We start from the raw sequence: 20,179 nt of genomic DNA, 5'->3' as shown, positions 1-20,179 counted from the left end.
CCCTTAGCCCCACCCCTGCCCGAGGTCTCCTGTGTCCCATGCCCCTCCCTGATCCCCGATACTGGATCTCATGACCTCGGCGCCTTCGGTGATGAAGCTTCTGGACCGCATGTACAACGCGTCGACTTCCACCTCGCATCGGGGTGAGCAGTTCGAGCGGTTCGTGCAGTCCTTCCTGCAGACGGACCCGCTGTGGGCGGATCAGTTCGCGGACGTGTGGATGTGGGATCGCTGGCCGGGCAAGTGGGGGCATGACTCCGGGATCGATCTGGTCGCCAAGCGTCGCGATGGCGGGCTGACGGCGATCCAGTGCAAGTTCTACGCCCCGCAGTACCGCGTCTCGAAGGGCGATCTGGACAAGTTCCTGGCGGCCTCGGGCCGCGGCGGGTTCACAGAACGCCTGGTGGTTTCGACGACCACACAGTGGGGTGCGACGGCCGAGGAGACGATCCGCGACCAGGCGATCCCAGTGCGGCGCTTGGGACTGGAGGACTTCGTGCAGTCCCGAGTGGACTGGGCGTTCTTCGACCCGGAGACGCCGACGGCACTGTCGCTGCAGGGCACCTCGGATCTGCGCCCGTATCAGCGCACGGCGATCGACCAGGTGACGGCCGGTTTCGCGAAGCATGACCGAGGCCGGCTAATCATGGCCTGCGGCACGGGCAAGACGTTCACGTCGCTACGCCTGGCGGAGGAGACCGTGGGCGCAGGCGGCAGTGTGCTGTTCCTGGTGCCGTCGATCGCGCTGCTGTCACAGGCACTGCGGGAGTGGTCGAACCACACGCAGGTGGGGATCACGGCCTTGGCGGTGTGCTCGGATGCGAAGGCCTCGCGCAGCACCCGTCGTTCTCAGGACTCTGCGGAGATCTCGGTGGTGGATCTGGCGCTGCCGGCCACGACGGATCCGGTGCGTCTGGCGGAGCGGATGAAGCTGGCGCGCACTGATGGCGCGGGTATGCGCGTTGTCTTCGCGACGTATCAGTCGATCGATGTGGTGGCGCAGGCGCAGCAGAGCGCGGATTTGGAGCCGTTTGATCTGATCATCTGCGATGAGGCGCACCGCACCACGGGCGCGACGCTCGCGGGTGCGGAGGAGTCGGCGTTTGTGAAGGTGCATGACGCGGACTATCTGCGGGCCGATAAGCGCCTGTACATGACGGCGACGCCGCGCATCTATGACGACGCCTCGAAGGCGAAGGCCGGGCAGGCGCAGGCGGTGCTCGCCTCGATGGATGACGAGGACGTGTTCGGCCCGGAGCTGTACCGCCTGGGCTTTGGCGAGGCCGTCGCGATGGGGATGCTCACGGACTACAAGGTCCTGATCCTCACTGTGAACCAGGAGACGGTCAGCGGCGCGATGCAGGAGGCGTTCGCCCGCGATGGCGAGCTGACGCTCGATGATGCGACGCGGCTGATCGGCTGCTGGAACGGCCTGGCCAAGCGCGGCGACAGTGAACACACCTTCGGGCAGGACACTGCGCCGATGCGCCGCGCGGTCGCCTTCACAAGGGACATCAAGTCCTCCAAGCGCATCGCTGCGCAGTTCACCGACGTGGTCTCCACCTTCGTGGATGCCCACGAGGAGGAGGACGCGGAGGATCTGCTGTCGGTGCAGGCCCGGCACGTGGACGGCACGATGAACGCGATGGAGCGCACGGAGCTGCTGGATTGGCTGAAGGAGGAGGCCGACGGGAACGAGTGCCGGGTGCTGTCCAATGCCCGGTGCCTGTCCGAGGGCGTCGATGTGCCCTCCCTGGACGCGGTGATGTTCTTGAATCCGCGCCGCTCGGTGGTGGATGTGGTGCAGTCCGTGGGGCGGGTGATGCGCCTGGCCAAGGGCAAGAAGTACGGGTACATCATCTTGCCGGTGGTGGTGCCGGCGGGGGTAGCGCCGGAGAAGGCGCTGGATGACAACCAGAACTTCAAGGTGGTCTGGGATGTGCTGCAGGCGCTGCGGGCGCATGATGAGCGCTTCGACGCCATGGTCAACAAGGTGGAGCTGAACACCACCCGCGACCGCAAGATCGACGTGGTGGGCGTGGGCTTCGAGGGCGGCGACGGTGACGGTTCAGCCGACGGAACCGATGGGGCCGACGGGGACTCCTCGCCGACGGCCACCGCGCAGGGGATGCTCGATGTGCGGCTCTCGCAGATGGATGAGCTGCGCAATGCGATCTACGCGAAGATGGTCCAGAAGGTGGGCTCGCGCCATTACTGGGATGACTGGGCGAAGGACATTGCGCAGATCAGCGAGGCGCATATCCAGCGGATCCGCACCCTGGTGGAGGATCCCAGCACCCCGGCCTCCGCGCAGTTCTCGGTGTTCGTCGAGGCGCTGCGGCGAAACCTGAACGAGTCGATCAGCCGCGAGCAGGCAATCGAGATGCTCGCCCAGCACATGATCACCGAGCCGGTGTTCGATGCCCTGTTCGAGGACTACGCCTTCACCGACTCGAACCCCGTCTCGCGGGTGATGGATCGGATGGTCGAGGCGCTCACGGCGATGCACGTGGACGCCGAAGCGCAGTCGCTGGAGAAGTTCTACGACTCGGTGCGGCTGCGCGCGAAGGGCATCGACAACGCGGCGGGCAAGCAGAAGATCATCACCGAGCTGTACGAGAGCTTCTTCACCAAGGCGTTCGCCAAGACGGCCGATGCGATGGGCGTGGTCTACACCCCGGTGCAGATCGTGGACTTCATCATCCGCGCGGTCGACGACGTGCTCGCCCAAGAGTTCGGACGCCGCCTCACGGACCCGGGCGTGCATGTGCTGGATCCGTTCACGGGGACGGGAACGTTCATCGTGCGCCTGCTGCAGTCCGGGCTGATCGACCCCTCCGACCTCGCCCGGAAGTACGCGAGCGAGCTGCACGCCAACGAAATCCTGCTGCTGGCGTACTACATCGCGGCGATCAACATCGAGACGACGTTCCATGACCTGCGGGCCGAGCAGCAGGACGTGACCCTCGCAGCCCAGCCCTATGTGCCGTTCGAGGGCATCGCGCTGACGGACACGTTCCAGATCACCGAGGACGGCGACCTGCAGGACGAGCGGGTGTTCCCGGTGAACAACACGCGCGTGGAGGCGCAGAAGAAGCTCGATATCCAGGTGATCCTGGGGAACCCGCCCTACTCGGTGGGGCAGACCAGCGGCAATGACGACAACGCGAACGTCAAGTACCCGACTCTCGATGCGCGGATCGCGGAGACGTTCGCGGCGCGGACGGACGCGGTCAACAAGAACTCGCTGTACGACTCGTACATGCGGGCGATCCGCTGGGCGAGCGACCGCATCGGTGATGAGGGTGTGATCGGGTTCGTCACCAACGGCGGCTGGATCGACGGCAACACCGCCGCCGGCGTCCGCAAGACCCTCACCGAGGAGTTCAGCGCGATCTATGTGTTCAACCTGCGGGGGAACGCTCGTACGGCAGGAGTTTTGCGCCAGAAGGAGAAAGGAAACGTCTTCGGCTCCGGCGCCCGCACGACCGTCGCGATCTTCCTCCTTGTCCGTACCGCCGGGCACCACGGAGACGCGACGATCCACTACCGCGACATCGGCGACTACCTGAGTGCCGAGCAGAAGCTCGCCATCGTCGATGAGGCGAGCCTTGCGAGCGTGCCATGGCAGCAGATCACCCCGAACGAATACGGCGACTGGATCAACCAGCGGGATCCGCGGTATCTGGAGTATCCGATTCTGGGTGGACGGGCGGAGGAAGGCGTCCGAGTGTTCGAGTCCTTCACTGCCGGGCTCCAGACCAACCGCGACTCCTGGGTCTACGCCTCCTCGAGGCGCGCGCTGGACGACAAGCTCGCGACCTTCGTGCAGACCTATCGCGAGGAGCAGGAGCTTTTCCTCGAACATGCTCAGTCCACCGGGCTTTCCGCGCCGAAGGGATCGGATACCACCGGGGTCGTGACCACTGATGAGTCGCGGATCAAGTGGAACCGCTCGCTCCGCGACCAGCTCGCCAAAGGGCGGGAGGTTGTGCGCCAGCACGGGCGGACCATGCGCTCGCTGTACCGACCTTTCTTCACTCAGCACGTCGACGTCAGCGATGGCCTCGTCTATCTCCCGGCTGTCGCCCGTCGGTACTTCCCCACCGCCGCGCATGAGAACTATGGGTTCTATGTGACTGGCGTCGGCAACGACCGGCCCTTCTCCACGCTCGCAACTCGATCTGTGCCTGACCTTGCCATGTGGGGCTCTTCCAACGGCCAGTTCTTCCCCCGCTACACCTGGCACCCGGTCGATGCCGGCGAGCTCTCGCTGGACCTCGACGGCGAAGTGGTGGATGGCCACCGCCGCGAGGACAATATCTCCCCACAGTTCCTGCAGCTCATGCGCCAGCGGTACGGGCAGGGGACGTCGGCCGACGACCTCTTCTTCTTCCTGTACGGGCTGCTGCACTCCCCCGAGTATCGAGAGCGGTACGCCGGGGAGCTCAAGCAGATGCTGCCGCGGGTACCGGATGTGCCGGCATCGTCCTTCACCGGGTTCGTGGAGGCGGGGCGGGAGCTGTTCCACCTGCACGCCGACTACGAGGACGCGCCGCTGTACGAGGGCATCACCGTGGAGCAGGGCGAGCAGCCGCCCATCGGCGGCGAGGCCGAGTACTACCGGGTGACGAAGATGCGCTTCCCGTCGGGCCAGAAGGCCGCGGACGAACCCGAGCGCCTGATCTTTAACCCGCACATCACGCTCGCCGGTATCCCGCCAGAGTTCTACCGGTACCAGCTGGGCTCGCGTAGCGCGCTGGAGTGGATCATCCGCCAGTATCAGGTGAGCACGGATAAGGCCTCCGGGATCGTGAACGACCCCAACGACTGGGGGCTCGAGCACGGCAACCCGCGCTACATCCTCGACCTCATCCAGAAGGTCGCGACCGTCTCGATCCGCACCGTCCAGATCACCGAGGCATTGCCGCCGATCGGTGAGCCCGCACGCACAGAGGACTGAGCATCATGGCAGCTCCGACCTACACCTGGAAGCGCATCTTCCCCGTGATGCTCGGTGTTGCGCTGGACGGCGCCGAGCACACCACGGCCGACTACATCGCAGCAGTCCAGGAGGTCACAGAGCGCGACTTTCCTGACCAGGCGCATCGAATGCTGCAGCATTCTTCAGTGCCAGAGGATCGTGCGCGATGGGCGATCTGGCAGGCACGGCACTTCGGATTCCTCGAGGATGTGGCCCGAGGCGTCACCCGGATCACGGATGCGGGCCGCGTTTGGGCTGCGGACCATCCGTATCCCCTGGGCACCGTGGGGTACAGAGACCTCTCAGTGCGGCAGGCGGAACTGCGACGAGCCCGCGAGGAAACCCAGGCTGGCCAGCCCGCTCTTGAGCCGGACCCCGAAGAGGTGGGGAGCACGGAGGCGGACTACTTCTGGGTGATCCGCGCCGGCTCGAACGGTGAGCGCGAACAGCGGGCCCTTGCCGAAGGGCTCGGGCTGCCGGGGCTGTACATCGGCCCGGTCACGTCTATTCCGGGCACCCGCCGCGAGATCGAGCAGGCGATCCGCGCCCACGACCCGAACATCTCCCGCAAGCTCCTGGCCTCCACCGCCGGCCAGGCCTACCGGCTGCTGCACGAGATGCAGGTGGGGGATACCGCCGTTATGCCCAGCAAGCTGCACCCCGGCAGGCTCTACGTCGGCACCGTGTCGGGTCCCGCCACCATCGACTCCCAAGACCCTGACCCAGATAGCCGCTCCCGCATCCCCATCACCTGGAATGCGGAACCACTGGAGCGCAGTGACCTGGCACTTGACCTGCGTAACTCCATCCGCGGCCTGCTGACGCTGTTCACCGTCTCCCGGCACAACGCCCTGGAGCGCCTGCAGTCCGTCGTGGACGGGCAGGGCGACCCGGACCTCAGCCCCGAGACCACCGCGCCCGCTGAACCGAACCTCGACTGGATCCCCTTCTTCACCGAGTTCACCCAGGCCCTGCTCCCCTACCGCGAGGATCGGCCCGCGTTGCAGGAGACCCTGCGAGAGGCAGCGCAGCTCTCCGGCCGCCCCTCGATGTTCAACCCGCTGTGGAAGTGGGTACGCGATGGCGTCAAGGAGAACGCCACGGACGTGGAGCCGTTCACGATCCTCAGTACAATCCACCGCGGCATCACCCCCGCCAACAGGATCGCGATGTGCGCCGGGATCAAGGAAGCCTTCGCTCTCAGCGCCGAGCTGCCCACCAGCTTCGACGGCATCCCCGTCAGCAATAACATGCGCGTCCGCTTCGAATCCGCGCCCGACGATGCTGGCGACCCGAACTTCTACGACACCCGGTGGGACCTGTTCGCCGCCGGGATCGCTCTGGCCGACGGCGGCGGACTGAACGCCCCCGAGCAACTGCAGCAGGAGTTCGTCACCGCCTTCGATGCCGCGACCGCCGGGCGATCCCTGCCCAGCTACACGATGGGGCTTTTCTGGACCCGGCCCGAAATGTTCCTTCCCCTGGACCGACGCACCATCGCGTTCGTCTCCTCCGAGGACGGCGCCGGACTCCCCAGCGCCCGCACCATCACCGACGGCCGCGAATACCTGGGCCTGCTCGGAGATATCACCACGTGGCTGCCCGATGCGGAGGTCCACCCCGCGACGATGGCCGGGATCTCCGTGGCGGCGTTTTCCTACACCACGTCTGCCAGCGCAGCACCGGCCGATGCCCCCAGCTCCCCATCGGCCGTGGTGGAAAAGACCGCCGAAAGCAGCACCCCGGCCTACACCATCCAGAGCATCCTCAGCGAGGGCGCGTTTATGCCTCGCAGCCAGCTCGAATCAGCTCTGAGCCGCTGGCGGACGAAGAAGAACATCATCCTCCAGGGCCCGCCCGGCACCGGGAAGACATGGCTGGCCCGCAAGCTCGCCCACGCCCTCATCGGCAGCGAGAACGAAGAGCTCATCACGGTGGTGCAGTTCCACCCCTCCACCTCCTACGAAGACTTCGTGCAGGGATACCGCCCCACAGCCGAGGCCGGCGGGCGCCTCACCCTCATGAATGGGCCGTTTCTGCGGGCTGTCGAGACCGCTCGGGACAACGCTCCGGACCCGCACGTGGTGATCATCGAGGAGATCAATCGCGGCAACCCCGCCCAGATCTTCGGCGAGATGCTGACTCTCCTCGAGGCCGATAAGCGCAACGCCGAATCGCAGCTGACCACGCTGTACGCGCAGGAGGACGACCAGCCGCTGTTCCTGCCGGAGAACCTCTACGTCATCGGCACGATGAATCAGGCGGACCGCTCTCTGGCGATGGTGGATATGGCGCTGCGCCGCCGTTTCGCCTTCATCAGTCTCACTCCTGCGCTGAACGACGCCTGGCTGGAGTTCTGCACGACGGAGCGCGGGCTTGATCGGGCGACCCTTGAGGATGTGCGCGAGCGCATCGCGGCGGTCAACGATCTGATCCGGGCGGACTCTCTGCTGGGTGAGGCGTACCTGATCGGCCACAGCTTCGTGACGCCCCTTGCTAGCTCGTCCAGCCCGGCGAGTTCATCGGCGACCAGGGCCTGGTTCGAGGCCATCGTCGACACGGACCTGCAGCCCCTGCTCGAGGAGTACTGGTACGACCGTCCGGAGCAAGTCGAGACCGCCCTCGCCATCCTGCGCGCGTGACAGCTATGGCCGCCGCCATCGCCGCTACTGCGGCCGAGGATGCCGCCCCGGCGAGCGCTTACGTTCCGCTGCGCAGCATCTGGCTGCTGCAGCTATATGCCTCCGAGCTCTACCGTCGCGGTTTCATCGAGGACTCTGGGATCGAGCAGGTGGGCGAGGACCTGAGTTGATGCATTTGCTTAGTGTCCCGGGCCTTCGGTGATCTGCGTGATGATCTCGGCGATGTCGTCGGGGATGTGGGCAGGGATGAGCTGTGTTTCGTCTCCGGCGGCCAGCAGCGCGGACTGGATCGGCCGGAGGGTCTGGATGATCTTCTTCAAGCTCAACCCGGTCGCGTTTTGCATGTAGCGCGCGATGGCGAGAGCGGTGAACACGATGGTCAGGTGTGCTTCGATGGCGTCGCGTTGGTGGTGGAACATGGGGCGGGCCTGCAGGTCTGTTTTGCTCATCCGGAACGACTGCTCCACGTGCCACAGGTCGTGGTAACTGGAGATCACCTCGCCCGGGCCCATGATCGTGGCCGGGATATTGGTGACGTAGCCCTTGAGCCTCACCAGACGCCGCGCCGCCTCGAGAGCGCTGGTGTTCAGCACGTTCTTACCCCCGGCGCGGGTGACGAACCTCGTGGGGTGGGGCCGCTTCTCACCCTCGATGACCGCGATCGCCCGGTTCTCCTGCGCGGTCAGTGTCTTCCCATCCCGCACGGCCCGTTTGCGGGAGTAGGCCCAGACCGCCCTCCAACACCCCGGATACTCTCCCGGATCCCACCCAGGAGCCTCACGCCGGTGCAGGTCAGCTACGGGTTTGGTGTTGCCGTGGCGGGGTGTGATCGTGTCGATGATCTGCCCGTCACTGAAGGCGTCGCCGTGCCAGTGGAAGTGGTGGGCAAGGTCGCTGGGGGCTTTGGTGACGCGTGAGCCGACGATGAACCGCAGCCCTGCCTCATCCAGCGCCGTCAGATTCGCCGCTGAGAGCATCCCGGCGTCGGCGACGACGACCATGTCTGCGATCCCGTGGCGGGCCTGGAACTGCCGGATGATCGGCAGGATCGTCCGCGTCTCGGCGTGGTTGCCCTCGAAGCAGCCGATCTCCAGCGGGAACCCCTGGCGGTCCACCAGCAGACCGACCACGATCTGCGGATCCACCCGACGTTCCTTGGAGTACCCGACCTTACGCAGGGCATCTTCGTTCTCCGCCTCGAAATACAGGGTCGTCACGTCATACAGCACCAGCGAGACATCACCCCTGTTCAAGGCATACTCGAAGCAGGCAGTGGCAATCTGGTCGCGGTAGTTCTTCTGCTGGGCCTTGCGCAGGTGACGGTAGATCGTGGTGTGGTGCGGAGCGTTCACCCCAAGGCTCTCCAGCACCCGGGGAACATCGAGCTTGCTCGTGGGCTCCACCAGACGAGCCAGCACCACCTGCTCGAACACCTCATCGCCCACGGCCGCGAACCCGAGGCGGGAATACGCCGCCCGCAGTACCTGCCACAGCACGTCACTACGCGTGCCCACAACCCGCACCCCACCCCTGCTGGGCGAGAGAGGGGCTACGGCAGGTCGCGCTTCTCGCGCCGTAGCCCCCGCCGAGGGAAGCGGCAGCTCCTGCTGCCCTTTCCGGGAGGCCGCTGCGACCGTGTCCGCGGGCGTCTCCAGATCCAGATCCAGAGCCTGCTGAGCGCCCTGGACGACCTCCCGGCCTCGCTGGACCAACAGGGCGACCTCTACCGGAGTATGCGCTGACCCGAGGTGCTTGATGATCTCCAGCCGGCCCTGCCGCTTCTGGACAACCTGGACCGCAGTAGCCCCCGACCCGGTCCTCACCTTCCGCACAAACACCGAATTAGTATCCCAAAACCACCCCACCACAGACCGAACCTACAGGTCACAGCACTGCGCCACGCCAACGCGACACCCCATGCATCAAGTCAGGCTATATGCCTCCGAGCTCTACCGTCGCGGTTTCATCGAGGACTCTGGGATCGAGCAGGTGGGCGAGGACATCCCGGCTCTGCTGATCTCCATACTCAACGAGACGGTGAGCCGTCGGCTCGCGCGCGACCTCAGCGTCGGGTTCCGCCGGACCAGCAGTGTGCTTAGCCGCGTGCGGGGGCGGATCGACGTGTACCGCAGCGAGCGCGACCAGCTGTTCGACAAAGGCATGGTGCGCTGCGAGTACAACCACCTCACGGCCGATAACCTCACCAACCGCTTCCTCCTGCGGGCGCTCGAGCATGCCACGCGCCTCGGGGAACGGGCAGGGCATCATGACCTGGCGCGGCATTCCCGCGCCCTCGCCACCGCGCTCACCCAGCAGGGGGTGCAGCGCGACCCGCGAGCTACAGAGCCGCAGCATCGGCTGGGGCCGATGGACATCCGGCCCGTCACCACCGCATCGCTCCTGCTGGACCTGGCAATTCCGCAGCACGGTGCGACGGCACGGGCGGGCCTGCATCGCGGAGCCTTCGCCGAACGGGAGCTGCGTCGGCTGTTCGAGAGCGCCCTTGCCGGGTTGTACCGTCATCATCTCGAGTCGGCTGGCTGGACTGTGGTGACCGGGAAGAGGGTGCCGTGGCCTGTCGGATCCCAGGAGGTGGCGGTTCCGTGGGCGAACGCGGCACTGCCACAGATGATCACGGACATCGTTCTGCGCGATCCGCATGGTGCCGTCACCGTGGTGGACGCGAAATTCACCGCCATGGCGACGAGCAGCTGGCGCGGAGGTGCCACGACGTTGAAGTCCAGTCACCTTTATCAGCTGCTTACCTACGTCAGCGCGGCGGAGGCGACAGATGTGTTCGAGTCAAGCGGACCCGTACGCGGTGCACTCGTGTACGCAGCGCTCGGTGAAAACGCTGGGGCAGGGTTCGGGGCGAGACAGCAGGCGCGGCTCGGGCGGCACGAGATCACCGTCGGCGCCCTGGACCTGATGGGCAGCGCACGAGAGATCCGGGAAGCGGCAGTGGGCATCGTGACGCCCGGAGATTTGTCGACCCGAGGCGCAGGAGTCGCCCGATGATCTTCCACGAGGAGGAGCGCAGCACCACCGTCGTCCTGACCACCTACGCAATGGCCCATCCCCACGCCCGGTTGCTCATCGAGTTCGGGGAGCAGGAGTCCTACATCGGCGCATTCGACACGACGTACGAGAGCGACAACTCCGGCGAGCTGGACATCGAGATGGAGGACCCGCGCTACGACGAGTTCCGCCAGGTGAGCTACGGGGTCCTCGAGATCATCCAGGACGGGCCGCGGCGCTTCCGCGATGTCCGGTCCACCCCGCAGAAGGACTGGCTCACCATCGACTACCGCGACTTCCCCACCCGCGTCGTAGACGTGGACCGCGGGGTCGTCGTGTATCCGGTGGATGCATCGGGGCAGGCGGGAGAATCGGAGAGCCCAGCGTCGGCCTGAGCCCTGCCGGAACCGCACCCAGACCAGCCAACCATGCGCACCCTCGGCACCTCACCAGTCGTCGGTCTCCTCAGGGGCGAGGGTGGCGCGGGCCAGGGTGATGGCGACATCGGAAAGGCGCTCATCACGCCGCGAGGCTGCGTCGGGCCGAAGGTTGCGCAGGATTGAGCAGGCGGGCAACTCCCTGATCAGCGCATGCAGCCCCCACCGATCGCTGGTACTCCACCCCAGCTCCCCGAGCAGCCGCACCACAGCATCAATACTCAGGGCCCCGCCCGACGGAAGCATGCTCACGTGCAACAGCAACACGGTACTCGCGTCACGCTCAAAGCCGTCTCGCTCCGGGATCAGAGTGCTGCGCAGGTGCTCCCAGAGCCCCCAGGGGTCCTCCAGCAGCGGGGCGATCTTGGCTGGCAGCCGTAGCGTGCCCTTGTGCTTGCGCAGCAGCTTCACGGTCTGCAGGGCGTGACGGAAGTGCCGGACGCTGGCGGCGTGGACCTCCCGGTTGTCCTTCCCCAGGCCGGTGATCTGCGTGGGCACCACCTCGCAGGCGCGTTCCACCAGCGCGGGCGGGAGGTGCCCGGCAGCGGTGAGCGTGATGCCCTCCCCGTCGGCCTCGCGCATGAACCACAGGATCGGATCCAGCGCCGCGATGAGCTCATCCTCCTCCGGAGGCTCCGGGGCGACCATGAGGTCCAGGCCGGGCATCTTCAGCCGATGGTGCACCGGGTGCCCGGTGGTGCGCTCAAGCAGCTGCGTATAGGCGGGGTGGAAATCCGGCTCGGCACGAGCGTCGCCCTCAGCCCACAGCAGATCGTTCAGCTCCGCGAGGTCCAGATGCGCGGGATCCGGTAGCACGGTGGCCAGATCTTCCGCGTCGGTCAGACCCCCGCAGTCCTCCGGTGGGGCCGCGCGGCGCCCAGCGATCGCGCGGACCTGCCGGTCCTCCCTCTCCGCCGGGCGGATCTTCTCCAGCTTCAGCCGGACCTCCCACATGTCGCCGTAGTCGTAGACGTAGCGGACCGTGTCCCCGACCGCCGCGAACGCCTCATCGAGATGCACGTCCTTGGCGGGAACCCCGTCCTCCTCACCGTCCTCGACGTCGTAGGGGCACAGCAACAGCTGCGCCTCAGGGCTGAAAGGGCTGCCGCCCAGGCCGAAGCGCCACAGGTGGCGGTCCTCCCAGTCGAAGACGGCCTGCAGGATGTGGTGCAGCTGCTGGAACGTGAGATCGCTGGGCATCTCCAGGCGGCGCCAGATCGGCGGTCGGGCCTGCTCGATATCGGCCCGGATCGTGAGGACCACGGGCTCCTCACGCCGAGGGCCGCGCCGTTCCGGGCGCGCCAGCGCCGCGGGCATCGCGGCTGCCCCCGCGTGGTCCAGGAGGCTCGTCACCGTCTGCTTCTGCTGCTCCAGCGGCATGGAGGACATCAGCTCCTCCAGCCAGGCGCGGATTTCCTCATGGTTGCGCTTCTTCGAGATCACGGATCTACGGTAGTGGGAGCGCGCTGACTGGTGACCGGGCTTGCGCTCCCGGGCCACGACTCCGCCAGCGCACACCTCCGCGCCGCCACGGCCTTCCGGGCCTCGCGCAGCTCACGCAGGGCCTGCTCGAGGTCCTTCGGGGTGCTAGCAATCAGAAGCTCAAGCCCTCGTCGTCCCCGTGCATGAGCAGATCCCGCAGCTTCCCGCCGCTGAACAGCAGGAGCAGGAAGCTCGCAAGGTTGCCGTGGTACTTCCCGTCGGCGTCCTTCCACACCAGGCCAATGTCGGCGGCATTGTCGAGGCGAACTGCCACGCGGACCAGGCGCCAGCACTCCTCGATGGGGTGCTCGCGACGCTCCGGTTGCTCGTAGAGTTCCACGAGGTCCGGCTGGGGCGGCAGCTGCAGGCCTTCCGGCGCGGACGCGAAGGTCAACGCGAGCAGGAAGTCCATGGTCGTGTCGATGTCCGCAGAACTGCTGCGATCGACCAGCACGAGATGAGTGAGCGCGATGTTCAGGAGCGTCTTGGCGAAGTCGCTGAACCCCTCGGGATCCTCCTCGAGCGCGACGTACGGCTCCATCGGCTGCTTCCCCGGCACTGCGCGGGTGACGCCGAGCTCCACCCAGCCGCCCTGGCAGAGGGCCGTCCACGGCGCTTCCACCTCCAGCACATCCCACATGCTGCGGACGTTCGCATGCTCGGTCAGCCCCCAGCTCTCCACAACCTTGCGCAGGTCCGCGCGCTTGAGCGCCCCGGTATCGGTGACCGGTAGCCGCTCCCCCACCAGCTCCAGCAGACTCACGGCGCGCTGCACGAGCGGCAGCTGCGCCCACTGCTCGGCGGGGATGTCAGCATTCGCGTCCCCGTCGTTTTCCTCGATACGGCGTGCGATCCGACGCTCGAGCTCGTCGGCATCGGGGAGGAACCAGGGCCACTCCGGCGCCATCTCCTCCTCCGCCCATTCGCCCGCCCCGGGAACGTACGGCGGCACAGAGGCGGGCAGACGGCCCGTGTCGCTGATCGCGGTGCGCTGTTCGCGCGTGAGCTGGTTGTTGTACCAGTGCATGAAGTCGTCGAACTGCTGCTTATCGGCGAGGTCCACCCCCGCATCCATGGCGTAGGTGAGGACGTTGCCGCTCGAGCTGCGCCGGGTGGGGTCATCGAACGCTTCGAGCACCTCGAGCTCCAGCTCATCCAGGAGGCCCCTGAGGTCTGCCAGGTGCGCCGGTGCGCGCCGCCAGCGATCCGTCTCCTCCAGGAAGTCGAAGTACCTGACGAGGGCCGGCACGAGGTTCATGGCCTCCACCCGGGAGATCAGCCACTTGCGCGGTGCGACGTACAGCAGCAGCTCCTCGAGCAGGGTCAGGTCCCACTCCGCGGGACCCGGGCTCCCGAGGTGCTCGCGCTTCATCCGCAGCAGGACCGTGAGCGTCTGCGCCTCACCCTCCGCGACCTCCGGGTCCGTGGCCGCCTCGCGCCAGGAGCGGTAGTGCTTCATCAGCGTGGCGAGATCACGCTCCGCCCTGCGTTCCCGCTCGGCAGGGCTGATGCGGGAGGACGCGGAGGACTTCTTGCGACGAGAGGAACGCTTGGCCATAGGTCCATGGTGCCGGGTCCGCCGCGCAGCTGGGCGGTTTCGCGCCGGGGTCAGGTGTTGGAGTCCGCAGCGTCATCCACGAACGGCACTCTCCTGACCGGCCGCGTGCAATATGCAGGTAGCCGGTCAGCTGGGTACCTTCCGCGGAAGCAGCCACTGCTGCGAAAAGTCCCGCCGGCGAGCCCGGTCACGAGCTCAGCATCTGCAGCAACATTGTGGATCGGGACCACACGATCCCAGGGCGCTTCGGTCACCGCAGCGCGGCTACGGCCCCCTCGACGATGAGGTCCTCGTCCTCATCGAGGCGAGCCAGTCCCTCGGCGCTCACCACGACGACGTTCTCGTGGAAGATCCGGTCTTCCAACGGGATCTCGCGGAGGAAACAATGCCGCATCGCAGCATCAGGGATCACGACATGCTGAGCCCCGGGCTGGTAAGCATCACGCCATGGGGACTGTTCGTGGGTGAGCCGGCACAACTGAGAGGCCGAGAAATCCTGGTAGCGGTCCCAGAGCTCGTCCAGGAATGCCCGGGTGTCGGCGGGCAAGAGGTCCGCCGGCCAGCTCTCCTGCGATGACGCGATCACTCGATCTCGGAAGCCGCGGAATCGCGCCCGGATGGCGGGAACCACCGGGCCATGTTCGTATGCCTGAACATCGGCGTCGAACAGCCGCTACCCCATGGATGCAAGCGCATTCGCCTGCGCCCGATACAGCAGCTTATGCAGCTTCAGCTGCGCTACATCAGGCTCCGGGCGCTGTGCATCCAGGGCGATGAGGTACTCCGCGAGAGCGACGGGGTCGAGGTCATGGGAGACCTGCGGAGAGATCAGATCGGTCAGTTCTGTGGTCACGCCAGGCCTCCTTCCGCGGGTCGATCCGGCTCTGGCCGTGCCGTCAGTCTAGGAAGGCCCAGCGTTTGCGATCTCATCCCCCAACGCCTCAAACGTCCCAGGCGTGTAGGGCGGTGTTCCGTCCGGCAGTCGTCCCGTATCCCTGAGCGCGACGCGCTCGTCAAGCCTGAGCTGATAGTTGTAGCAGGCCAAGAAGTCTTCCAGATCATCGGAATCGGTGAGATCCACGCCCTGCTCCATGGCATAGGTGATGACATTGACGTGCATGCCGCGTCGGCTTGGACCACCGAACACCTCGATCACCTGAAGCTCCATTACATAGACGAGGTCGGCGAGATCCGCGCTGGACTCCGCACTGTTCTTCCAGCGTCCTGTTTCCTCGAGGAACTCGAAGTACACAGCAAGCGCCGGCACCAGGTCAGCGGCCTCCTCAAAGGGAAGCGACTACGTGCGCGGCGCTACGTGCAGCAGCAGCTCCTCCAGGAGGTTCATGTCCCACTGCGCAGGATCTGGGCTGTCCAGCTTTTCCCATTTCATCCGCAGCAGGATGGCGAGATAGCTCGCTTCCCTCTCCACTTCGTCTGCGGGAGCGTCCGCCCCGCGCCAGGTGCGGTAGTGCTCCACCTGCGTGGCGAGATCACGCTCCGCCTGGCGCTCCAGCTCAGACGGACTGAGGCGTGACGTGGAACGGGAGGAACGCTGAGCCATAGGTCCATGGTGCCGGGTTCATCGCGCGGATGGTCGGTTTCGCGCCGAGGGCCAGGTACTGGAGTCCGCGGCGCCATCCACAAGCGGCACAAAGGGGCCACAGCTGACAGCCCTCCTCGCACATGGGACGATTGAGCGAGAACGAGTTACCGGGGAGGTGCTGATCATGCTGACGCTCGACCGTGATGCTCTCGCTGCGATCAGCCGAGCCCACAACGTGCAGCGCCTCGTGCTCTTCGGCTCCGCAGCGACCACAGCGTTCGATCCCGAGACGAGCGATGCGGACTTCATCGTGGAGTTCATTCCAGGGTCCGCCACGCCGTTCGAGGACTACTTCAACTTGAAGGCAGAGCTCGAGGCCCTGCTCGGACGGCCGGTGGATCTGCTGTCCGCGAGCCGCATCGAGAATCCGTACCTCGCGGCCTCCGTGGCGGAGACGGCGGTGGAGATTTATGCGGCGTGATCCCCACACCGCAGCATGGGATGCGCTGAAGGCTGCCAGGAAGATCCAGCGCTTCACACAGGGCATCGAGCGCTCCGCCTACTTCGAGGATGACCTTCTACAGTCGGCCGTCGAGCGGCAGTTCGAGGTCATCGGGGAGTCGCTGAACCGGCTGAGCCGACTGTCGTCCGAGCTCGCGACGCAGATCCCTGACCTCCCCAAGATCGTTGCCTTCCGCAACGTGCTCATTCACGGGTACGCGGAGGTGGAGACCGCGGTCGTCTGGGATGCCGTTACCACGCATCTCCCGCCTCTCATCGAGAATCTCAGCGCCCTCCTCGGCGAGGCTCCTGCACAGTCGGACGAGCGCCCGTAACCCCTTCCCCCCTCACCCCTCCTCAAACGCCCGGATCTCCTCGAGCTTCTCGCCGTACGCCGATGCTGGGTCATGCCGCAGGTCCAGCCACAGGTCCACGAGCGCCCGCGCGGCGGTCGGCGCGATGACGTTCTGGCCCATGCACAGAATCTGCGCGTCGTAGTTCTCCACGGCGCCGCGCACGGTGACGAGGTCGTGGGCGGTCGCGGCGCGGATCCCTGGGATCTTGCTGGCGGCGATCGCGGTGCCGATCCCGGTGCCGTAGACCAGGATGTCCCGGTCGCGGCGCCCCTCGGCGATCTCGCGGGCGGCCTGGAAGGACACCTGCGGGTAGGTGATCTCCGCGACCGTCCCGTCATCGGCCCACAACTGCCAGAGCAGGCCCCGCCCCGGGAACCCGCTGCGACCCTCACGCGTCCGCTTCGAGCCCGGCGATGAACTGCTCCTGCGCCTCCAGCTGCTCCGGCAGGCCGGTCGCCGCGTTGGCGAGCAGCACCGTGGGCCCGTCGGGCGTCTCGAGCACCGTGACGGAGATCCGCCAGGCCGGCGTGAACGTCACCCCGGAACCCTCCGCGACGTGCACGTCCACGGTGGCGCGATGCCCGCTCATCCCGTCCACGGTCACCGGCTCGCTCACCCAGTTCTCGGTGACGGGCTCCGCGCCGTAGAGCGGCTCGAGGTCCCCGCGGCTGTACGCGCACTGCAGGATCCAGGTCGCGGCATCCTCCGCCCCCGGGTAGCCGCCCTCGGCCTCGGAGAAATCGCCGCGCCCGAGCGCCGCATACGAGTACCAGCCGGGGCCCGCATCCTGGCTGACCATCGCCACATCCGTCGTGTACGCGACTGCCCCGCGCCACGCCGACCGCCACGCCCAGCCATCCACGACCGCAGTCCGCAGACCCCCGCCCACGAGGTACCCCGCCGGAGCATCCGAGGCGCGGCCGGGATCGGGCAGATGACAGGAGACAGTGGGCAGATCCTCGGGCGCGCCCTGCCCCGTCGGCCCCTCCTCCTCCCCGTCGGGGACGTACTCCCCGGAGGGCTGCGCGGCCGGCTCCTCCTGCGCGGCGGGGCTGCCCTGCCCCTCGCCATCCGAGGCCGGTGCAGGCCGCACGAGCAGCACGATCACGAGCACGATGGCGAGGATCACGGCGAGCAGGCAGCCGCCCCCACCTACCAGCCACGGCCACACGGGCCGACGGGGGTTGGGTGCCGCCTCAGCGGGGCGGGCGGGTGGCGTCGCGGCGGTGTGCTGGAAGTCAGGCAGGCCGGGCGGGGTGCTCATAACCATATGGTCGCCCGACGGGCGCTGCGGCGCGCCGGGACCGCGCCCGGAAGCTCAGCCGATATGCCCGTAGCCACGCTGCGAGGCCTTCTCCTTGAGGTCGTGCAGGACCTTCCCGAGGCCCGTCGGCTCGGGCTCGTCCTCGCGCGGCAGTTCCACGTAGTTCACGATCGCGAGCATCTGCCCGTAGTCGATGCTGGGCGCCCCGCCGTCGAGCAGGCTCGCGATCCGCTCCCCCACCAGCTGCTCGAGCCGCTCCGCAGCCTCGGCGCCGCGGTCGGCCCGGGCGGCCTCGAGACGCTCCCGCAGCAGCGCGGCGGCGCGTTCCGAGGCGGGCACGGGGCTCTCGTGGCCGGCGACGCTGATCTGCTCCATGCGGGTCCCTCCTGTGCTCGAGCCGGGCTGCGGTGCGCGGACTGAGCAGCACCCTATACGGGATGCGGACGGGCGCCCCGGGCCGTCCGGGGGCAGGGCGTCACACCCGCGCTCTGAACGCCCCCGGCGAGCCGACGTCGGCCCCGTCACTCACCCCTCCCCGCGACGACCTCCCGCTTCTACACTTGACCAGGTCATCACCGCTTCCAGCGTCGGCAGCGGGCCCTGTTCGCCCGTCCCCGGAGAGTTGCCGTGACCGCTTCCCCCGACGCCGCCCCGCTGTCCCCCGCGCGTCTGCGCCTGGTGATCCTCGCGATGAGCCTGGGGGCCTTCGCGATAGGCACCACGGAGTTCGCCTCGATGGGGCTGCTGCCACAGATCGCCGGCTCGCTCGGAGCCTCAGTCCCGCGGGCCGGGATGCTGATCTCCCTGTATGCGCTGGGGGTGGTGGTCGGTGCGCCGGTGATGACGGTGGTGTCGGTGCGGATTCCGCGCTCGCGCCTGCTGGTGCTGCTGGCGGGGATGCTGGCGCTGGGCAACCTGATCTCCGCGATAGCGCCGACGTTCGCTGTGCTGGCCGTGGGCCGTTTCGCGGCGGGATTCCCACATGGCGCCTACTTCGGGGTCGCGGCACTGGTGGCGGCGCGACTATCCCCGCCGGGCCGACGCGCGCGATCGGTGTCCCTGGTGATGCTGGGGCTGACCGTCGCGACAATGGTGGGTGTGCCGGCATCGACGGCGCTCGGCCAGCTTGTGGGCTGGCGCAGCGCCTATGTGCTGGTGGTGCTCGTCGCTCTCGCGGGCACGCTCGCGATCTGGCGCCTGGTGCCGGAGCCGCCTGGCGGCGGTGGCCAGGCCTCGATGCTCACGGAGCTGGGGGCACTGCGGCGCGGCCAGGTGTGGTTCGGCCTGGGGATCGGCGCGATCGGCTTCGGTGGCATGTTCGCGGTGTACAGCTACATCGGGGAGATCGTACCCGGGGTCATGGGCCTGCCGATCCGCGCGGTACCGATTGCGCTGCTGATCTTCGGGATCGGGATGACGCTCGGGACGCTGCTGGCCGGACGGCTCGCGGACCGGTCGATCTACGCCACCCTGTTCCTGGGACTCGCCGGAATGGCGGTGGCGCTCGCGGTGTTCGCCGTGGTCGCGCAGTGGGCGGCCGACGGAATGCTGCTGCTGTTCATCATCGCGGTGACCTCGCAGCTCATGGGCCCGGCGCTGCAGATCTTCCTCATGGACGCCTCCCCCGATGCGCCGTCGCTCGCGGCGGCCCTGCAGCATGCAGCGCTGAACATCGGCAACGCCCTGGGTGCCGCGCTCGGGGCAGCGGTCCTCGCCGCCGGCTGGGGGCTGCTGGCCCCGTCCTGGGTGGGTGTGGGACTGGCGCTCGCGGGCATGGTGATCACGGGGGCATCCTTCGCGGTGCACCGGCGCGACGCCCGGCGCAGCAGCATGCACGTGCGGCCGACGCTCACCGGAGAGATCCCGGCGCTGTCCTGAGCCGGGAGGATGGCCGTCCTGAGCCAGGGCGCTGTCTGGGTCACAGGAGTCACTCTCCCCGGCCGGCGCTCCGCCCTGAGCCCGGTGGTTCGCTGTCCTGAACCGGTACCCACCTCCGCCTATCCGCGCGCCTCGCTCTCGCTGAACGGTCCCTGCCCCTCACCACTTACCTCGGCGTAGTGCGGGTCTCAGCGGCATATACGGGCCTGACTTAGGACATCGTTAGTGCCCTATCTCGGGGGCGATGGCGGTGATGATGTGACGGGCGTCGGTGGTGATTTCGGGCGGGAAGTCCTGGGAGGTGCCGTTGATCGCGATGCGGGCTGTTCGGAGGGGCCGGAGGGTCTGGATGATCTTTTTCAGGCTCAGCCCGGTCTGGTCTTGCACGTATCGCGCGACCGCGAGGGCGGCATGGGGTGTGTCAAGGATTTCGGACAGTCGATGTGTTCTCCGGTGGTCAGGCGACCACTGGGAGGGTGGTGGGGGTGGTCTGCTCGGTCCACGCCTTGGCGGGGG

The 20,179-nt window shown here is 67.3% G+C and carries 19 protein-coding genes and 1 pseudogene; 8 read left to right on the top strand and 12 right to left on the bottom strand.

All coding sequences use genetic code 11. The features are described 5' to 3' along the window. Positions 1 to 70 precede the first annotated feature (70 nt). Genes CJ197_RS10545 through CJ197_RS15165 form a run of 3 tightly spaced genes read left to right on the top strand, consistent with a single transcriptional unit; the run spans position 71 to position 7,796 of the window. A complete protein-coding gene (locus CJ197_RS10545; protein ID WP_102236713.1) occupies positions 71 to 4,963 on the top strand; it encodes a type ISP restriction/modification enzyme in 4,893 nt (1,630 codons plus the stop codon). 5 nt (positions 4,964 to 4,968) lie between these two features. Continuing rightward, complete coding sequence (locus CJ197_RS10540; protein WP_102236712.1) at positions 4,969 to 7,626, top strand: AAA family ATPase; 2,658 nt, start codon at positions 4,969 to 4,971, stop codon at positions 7,624 to 7,626. Then, complete coding sequence (locus tag CJ197_RS15165; RefSeq protein ID WP_158239447.1) at positions 7,623 to 7,796, top strand: hypothetical protein; 174 nt, start codon at positions 7,623 to 7,625, stop codon at positions 7,794 to 7,796. Before CJ197_RS10540 ends, CJ197_RS15165 begins: the two co-directional genes overlap by 4 nt. Positions 7,797 to 7,805: 9 nt before the next feature. Here the strand turns inward: CJ197_RS15165 and CJ197_RS10535 are convergent, their stop codons facing one another. Further along, positions 7,806 to 9,491, bottom strand: a complete 1,686-nt coding sequence (locus CJ197_RS10535; RefSeq protein ID WP_369801539.1) for an IS1634 family transposase — start codon at positions 9,489 to 9,491, stop codon at positions 7,806 to 7,808. A gap of 52 nt (positions 9,492 to 9,543) precedes the next feature. On the opposite strand from CJ197_RS10535, the gene CJ197_RS10530 reads away from it, so the two are divergent. Together CJ197_RS10530 and CJ197_RS10525 are read left to right on the top strand one after the other, a co-directional pair. After that, positions 9,544 to 10,644, top strand: a complete 1,101-nt coding sequence (locus tag CJ197_RS10530; protein WP_158239446.1) for a restriction endonuclease — start codon at positions 9,544 to 9,546, stop codon at positions 10,642 to 10,644. Continuing rightward, positions 10,641 to 11,039, top strand: coding sequence for a hypothetical protein (locus tag CJ197_RS10525; RefSeq protein ID WP_102236710.1), 399 nt, complete (start codon positions 10,641 to 10,643; stop codon positions 11,037 to 11,039). Before CJ197_RS10530 ends, CJ197_RS10525 begins: the two co-directional genes overlap by 4 nt. A gap of 51 nt (positions 11,040 to 11,090) precedes the next feature. On the opposite strand, the gene CJ197_RS10520 is transcribed toward CJ197_RS10525, so the two are convergent. The 7 genes and pseudogenes from CJ197_RS10520 to CJ197_RS10500 all read right to left on the bottom strand — a co-directional run bounded on the left by CJ197_RS10520 (position 11,091) and on the right by CJ197_RS10500 (position 15,682). Next, the gene (locus CJ197_RS10520) at positions 11,091 to 12,524 is read right to left on the bottom strand and encodes a plasmid pRiA4b ORF-3 family protein (protein ID WP_102236709.1); all 1,434 of its coding nucleotides are present in this window, start codon (positions 12,522 to 12,524) and stop codon (positions 11,091 to 11,093) included. 151 nt (positions 12,525 to 12,675) lie between these two features. Further along, positions 12,676 to 14,121 carry a hypothetical protein gene (locus CJ197_RS10515; RefSeq protein ID WP_102236708.1) on the bottom strand — a complete coding sequence of 482 codons (1,446 nt, stop codon included), beginning with the start codon at positions 14,119 to 14,121 and terminating at the stop codon, positions 12,676 to 12,678. 250 nt (positions 14,122 to 14,371) lie between these two features. Next, positions 14,372 to 14,533, bottom strand: a complete 162-nt coding sequence (locus CJ197_RS15580; protein WP_233190853.1) for a hypothetical protein — start codon at positions 14,531 to 14,533, stop codon at positions 14,372 to 14,374. Positions 14,534 to 14,578: 45 nt separating this feature from the next. Continuing rightward, positions 14,579 to 14,791: pseudogene (locus CJ197_RS15895) on the bottom strand (Panacea domain-containing protein); the annotation flags it as partial. A gap of 3 nt (positions 14,792 to 14,794) precedes the next feature. Further along, positions 14,795 to 14,974: a hypothetical protein gene (locus CJ197_RS15370; protein WP_199173912.1), complete on the bottom strand. Its 180-nt coding sequence runs from the start codon at positions 14,972 to 14,974 to the stop codon at positions 14,795 to 14,797. A gap of 48 nt (positions 14,975 to 15,022) precedes the next feature. After that, positions 15,023 to 15,388 (bottom strand): hypothetical protein, encoded by a 366-nt coding sequence (locus tag CJ197_RS10505; RefSeq protein ID WP_102236707.1) that lies wholly within the window; start codon positions 15,386 to 15,388, stop codon positions 15,023 to 15,025. Between the two features lie 30 nt (positions 15,389 to 15,418). After that, positions 15,419 to 15,682, bottom strand: a complete 264-nt coding sequence (locus CJ197_RS10500) for a hypothetical protein (RefSeq protein ID WP_102236706.1) — start codon at positions 15,680 to 15,682, stop codon at positions 15,419 to 15,421. 166 nt (positions 15,683 to 15,848) lie between these two features. Between CJ197_RS10500 and CJ197_RS10495 the strand changes: the two genes are divergently transcribed. Continuing rightward, positions 15,849 to 16,145: a nucleotidyltransferase family protein gene (locus CJ197_RS10495; RefSeq protein ID WP_102236793.1), complete on the top strand. Its 297-nt coding sequence runs from the start codon at positions 15,849 to 15,851 to the stop codon at positions 16,143 to 16,145. Then, on the top strand, positions 16,135 to 16,500 hold the full coding sequence (locus CJ197_RS10490; RefSeq protein WP_102236705.1) for a DUF86 domain-containing protein: 366 nt from the start codon (positions 16,135 to 16,137) through the stop codon (positions 16,498 to 16,500). The genes CJ197_RS10495 and CJ197_RS10490 overlap by 11 nt, the downstream gene beginning before the upstream one ends. Before the next feature lie 12 nt (positions 16,501 to 16,512). On the opposite strand, the gene CJ197_RS10485 is transcribed toward CJ197_RS10490, so the two are convergent. From CJ197_RS10485 to CJ197_RS10470, 3 genes are read right to left on the bottom strand one after another with little or no spacing between them, the layout of a single operon-like run. Continuing rightward, positions 16,513 to 16,869 carry an RpiB/LacA/LacB family sugar-phosphate isomerase gene (locus tag CJ197_RS10485; RefSeq protein ID WP_233190852.1) on the bottom strand — a complete coding sequence of 119 codons (357 nt, stop codon included), beginning with the start codon at positions 16,867 to 16,869 and terminating at the stop codon, positions 16,513 to 16,515. Positions 16,870 to 16,909: 40 nt separating this feature from the next. Further along, on the bottom strand, positions 16,910 to 17,785 hold the full coding sequence (locus CJ197_RS10480; protein WP_146007755.1) for a hypothetical protein: 876 nt from the start codon (positions 17,783 to 17,785) through the stop codon (positions 16,910 to 16,912). A gap of 54 nt (positions 17,786 to 17,839) precedes the next feature. Beyond that, positions 17,840 to 18,160 carry a hypothetical protein gene (locus tag CJ197_RS10470; RefSeq protein WP_102236701.1) on the bottom strand — a complete coding sequence of 107 codons (321 nt, stop codon included), beginning with the start codon at positions 18,158 to 18,160 and terminating at the stop codon, positions 17,840 to 17,842. A 252-nt stretch (positions 18,161 to 18,412) separates the two neighbouring features. Here CJ197_RS10470 and CJ197_RS10465 point away from each other — a divergent pair, with 252 nt between their 5' ends. Further along, the gene (locus CJ197_RS10465) at positions 18,413 to 19,663 is read left to right on the top strand and encodes an MFS transporter (RefSeq protein WP_233190850.1); all 1,251 of its coding nucleotides are present in this window, start codon (positions 18,413 to 18,415) and stop codon (positions 19,661 to 19,663) included. A 222-nt stretch (positions 19,664 to 19,885) separates the two neighbouring features. Here the strand turns inward: CJ197_RS10465 and CJ197_RS15160 are convergent, their stop codons facing one another. Further along, entirely contained in the window at positions 19,886 to 20,050 is a 165-nt protein-coding gene (locus CJ197_RS15160; protein WP_158239445.1) for a hypothetical protein, read from the bottom strand. Positions 20,051 to 20,179: the final 129 nt, after the last annotated feature.

Source organism: Brachybacterium sp. UMB0905 (assembly GCF_002871795.1).
Taxonomy (GTDB): Bacteria; Actinomycetota; Actinomycetes; order Actinomycetales; family Dermabacteraceae; genus Brachybacterium.
This window is presented reverse-complemented; position numbering and strand designations above follow the sequence as displayed.

Coding starts and splice junctions, on each gene's coding strand:
- CJ197_RS10545 (WP_102236713.1), top strand. CDS start 71: ATGACCTCGGCGCCTTCGGTGATGAAGCTTCTGGACCGCATGTACAAC.
- CJ197_RS10540 (WP_102236712.1), top strand. CDS start 4,969: ATGGCAGCTCCGACCTACACCTGGAAGCGCATCTTCCCCGTGATGCTC.
- CJ197_RS10530 (WP_158239446.1), top strand. CDS start 9,544: ATGCATCAAGTCAGGCTATATGCCTCCGAGCTCTACCGTCGCGGTTTC.
- CJ197_RS10525 (WP_102236710.1), top strand. CDS start 10,641: ATGATCTTCCACGAGGAGGAGCGCAGCACCACCGTCGTCCTGACCACC.
- CJ197_RS10515 (WP_102236708.1), bottom strand. CDS start 14,121: ATGGCCAAGCGTTCCTCTCGTCGCAAGAAGTCCTCCGCGTCCTCCCGC.
- CJ197_RS10500 (WP_102236706.1), bottom strand. CDS start 15,682: ATGGCTCAGCGTTCCTCCCGTTCCACGTCACGCCTCAGTCCGTCTGAG.
- CJ197_RS10495 (WP_102236793.1), top strand. CDS start 15,849: ATGCTGACGCTCGACCGTGATGCTCTCGCTGCGATCAGCCGAGCCCAC.
- CJ197_RS10490 (WP_102236705.1), top strand. CDS start 16,135: ATGCGGCGTGATCCCCACACCGCAGCATGGGATGCGCTGAAGGCTGCC.
- CJ197_RS10480 (WP_146007755.1), bottom strand. CDS start 17,785: ATGAGCACCCCGCCCGGCCTGCCTGACTTCCAGCACACCGCCGCGACG.
- CJ197_RS10470 (WP_102236701.1), bottom strand. CDS start 18,160: ATGGAGCAGATCAGCGTCGCCGGCCACGAGAGCCCCGTGCCCGCCTCG.